Raw genomic sequence first — 3,294 nt, 5'->3', positions numbered from 1 at the left:
ACTCCAGTGGACAAAGCATTCTTCTTCAATATGAGGTCGTCGACAAAAGAACGGGGACTCACCCTTTGAGCTTTGACTCGAAAAATGTGTTTTTTGTGGTAGTTTCCGTATCACTTGAAGCCTTTAACGAGATTAAGCATGAAATCGAGTTTGACACGCACAGCGTGATTACTTTCGCCGACAAACCCATTTATCTTGATATTCCTCTCGCTCAAACCATTGAGCTGCTGCCGCACTTTTATGCCGTGCTTTCTCCTGCCGAATATTTAATGTGGAACAAAGTCGATAAAGTGTGGCTAGAACTTGCTTTCTCCTTTGGCGTAGCGGCGTTTTTCACCATCACATTAATCATTTTGGTGTTGTACCGCTATGTGTTGCGCCCTGTTTCTCGCCTTGATAAGCAGCTGAACGAACTTGAATCTAATCAACGTGACAATATTGAAAAGCTAGAAACAAACGATGAAATAGGACGCCTCTCTGCACGCTTTTTTGATATGTATGAGGAACTTAATGTCATCTATAAAAAGACAAAACGCCTAGCTGAAACGGATCACCTGACGCAACTCGCCAATCGCCATCGTTTTCATGAGCTTGCCACTCGTGAACTTATCTCCCCTTCGCAGTTTCTGTGGGTTGTTTACGTCGATCTTGATAACTTTAAATACGTGAATGATAAATACGGGCATGAATTGGGAGATAACTTATTAAAAGTGTTCTCATCACACATCAAGAATGCCTGTCAAAAGTTCTCGCACGATTACAACAGCCCCTGCTTTGCCGCCAGGTTATCTGGTGACGAATTTGCAATTTTGCTGAGCTCAAATCAAGAGGTAAAACGCTTGCCTGATTTGCTTGCATCAGAGTTACTAAAACCAATTAGTAATCTCAGTTCATCTTGGAGTAATTCATTTCCCGTTACGGCAAGCGTAGGTATTGCACAATATCCTCAAGACGGTACTGACATCGCGAAGTTACTCTCCAGTGCCGATGCGGCTATGTATCAAGCAAAACGGGCAGGGAAAAATCAATACGCCTATTATTCAGCCGCTCTCAATATTGAGTCTCAAAGACGAAGTCAGCTTGAACGTGCGCTCCGAAAAAGCAATGTAGAGGAAGAATTCCACCTTGTTTTTCAACCCTATATGAACAATCGAAGCAACGAAATTGAGGGGTTAGAAGTCTTGTTGCGCTGGGAAGCCGAAGGTATCGGCCCTATCCCCCCAAAGGAGTTTATTCCAATTGCAGAGCAAGCCGGATTATTTGATAAAATTGACCGCTGGGTTTTCGCCAATGCAACGGCGGAATACCATCAATTAAGGAATATTTTCGGTAAGGATATTGTTCTTTCGGTCAATCTTTCATCAGCAGAGCTAAACTCGATAGAAATGGCAAACTACATCCATGAACAAGCGACACTGCACAGTGTTAAACCAGAATGTATTGAGATAGAAATAACCGAAACCTTTGCCGCAGAACAACAAGGCACGGCTCTACTTGATGAGCTATCAAAACGTGGCTACCGTCTTGCAATTGATGACTTTGGTTCTGGTTACACATCGTTAACTCAGCTCGTTCAGTATCCGGTTCAAAAAATCAAATTTGATCGAGAGTTCCTCGTTACATTGATGAACACCAACAACGGCCATGTGATCAAACCTATTATTGAGCTATGCCATGCCCAAAATAAAACGGTTACAGCAGAAGGTATTGAACACAATATGATGCATGAATGGCTATCGGCATACCGCTGCGACTATATGCAAGGCTATTTATTTGGCAAACCAATGACTAAAGAACAATTGAGCTTGTGGTGGCAATCGGCAAATGACGACAGTCGATTTGATGCGTCCATGGTCAGCTCAATTAGGGTTTCAAGAACATAAGTTAAGGGGAGAAGTACAGCAGTCACAGCTGTGGCGGCTGTATTTAGTTGTATATGAGCTTAATTGATAGATGCTCAGCTTTTGTTCCCCCATACCTATATCTATGACTTTAGTCGAGTAAATCACTATTTATTCGTTTTTAAACCAGCACTTCCTTGAAATCCAAACCGGTCAAATTCAGCGCTTTGACGCTATCGTACAAGCCACCTTTTTTGTCCGTGCAAAACGTTCTAAGCCCAGCACCTTTTACTCTGAACAAGTCAGATTCATTAACGGCTTCTCTATTCAAAACGAGTTTCTTAAACGGTCTAGCACGACTTAGCTTACCATGACGAAGATTATACTCGGTAGCAGAGGTATCAATGGCATCAATTTGAGTGACAATGTTTAATGCTCGCCAAGGCTTTCCTTGTAGATTTAATGGTAAAAATTCGACATTCTCGCTCAACACATCGAGCTTATCCGCAATAGAAGCGGATACAGCAAGAGTAAAAGATCCCCATGCTGCAATATCAGGCCTGGGCAATGGCTTTTCACCCATAACGTCTAACCATTCAATATCAATACTTTTCCAACTGGCTTTAACAGACTCTCCATAGAGTTGGATAGGTTTGCTTGCCGTTACTTGAAGAGACATTTCCAATGGCGACTCTTGCAACATTGCAAAATCATTAACATTGGGAGTGACAATAAACACTTTATTAAATGCTGTCATAACCGTCCTTAAATAATTTTGAGCGTTTTTCTTAATGAGACGAGCGCTTTCACACCAAACCAAACCAAACCAAACATAATAGATAGAGTTTACTTTCATGTTCAAAAATTTAATGAATTAATATCTGGCGCTCTTATCTTTTAATTTCGAAGTTTTATTATTTATATACTTTAATCCACACGATAGAATTATTTTTTCAATTTTTACTATGTACCCTTCCTTATGTAATCGAATAAATTAGAGAATAAACAATAGCACGCGTCACTTCACTTTTGTCGAGCTCATCACTCTCACTTAAACGACACATTCACAAGTTCAATTTTTGAACGACTTAGACTTAGCTTTGTCAATCGTGAATTAAAAACAACCGATTCACCGCTGTTTTACTGCCTTTTCTTACCACCCTGTTGTTTATTCATACATTATAAATGCACTTATACACATAACGATTCGGCGTTACGATTTGTTACGAGTTAAGTCACAAACTTTTGAGGTATTGGATAAAGTGTAGAAAAAGAAAACACATTGAAATAAAAAGAGTTTCTAAAGTACGAAAAATAAAACGCCGTTTTTATAAATTAGCAACTTCACAAATATCCTTAAACACAGTTTTATTAATTACATATATCAGATATTATTTACGCCGAAGTTTATAGAAACCATCGTTAAACTTCATATTTTATATAAGTTTCAATC

General features: G+C 39.6%; 2 protein-coding genes. One reads left to right on the top strand and one right to left on the bottom strand.

Annotated elements, in window-relative coordinates; all coding sequences use genetic code 11:
• Nucleotides 1-1,883, top strand: a 1,883-nt coding sequence (locus tag IQR33_RS04160; RefSeq protein ID WP_193843538.1) for an EAL domain-containing protein, incomplete at its 5' end; no start/stop codon positions are given.
• Between the two features lie 139 nt (nucleotides 1,884-2,022).
• Here IQR33_RS04160 and IQR33_RS04155 read toward each other — a convergent pair.
• Nucleotides 2,023-2,598, bottom strand: coding sequence for an imm11 family protein (locus IQR33_RS04155; RefSeq protein WP_017635389.1), 576 nt, complete (start codon nucleotides 2,596-2,598; stop codon nucleotides 2,023-2,025).
• Nucleotides 2,599-3,294 lie beyond the last annotated feature (696 nt).

It is taken from the genome of Vibrio sp. OPT46 (assembly GCF_015163535.1).
Taxonomy (GTDB): Bacteria; Pseudomonadota; Gammaproteobacteria; order Enterobacterales; family Vibrionaceae; genus Vibrio; species Vibrio alginolyticus.
The sequence above is the reverse complement of the archived record's forward strand: the minus strand, read 5'-3'. Positions and strand labels throughout refer to the sequence as shown.

Coding starts and splice junctions, on each gene's coding strand:
- IQR33_RS04155 (WP_017635389.1), bottom strand. CDS start 2,598: ATGACAGCATTTAATAAAGTGTTTATTGTCACTCCCAATGTTAATGAT.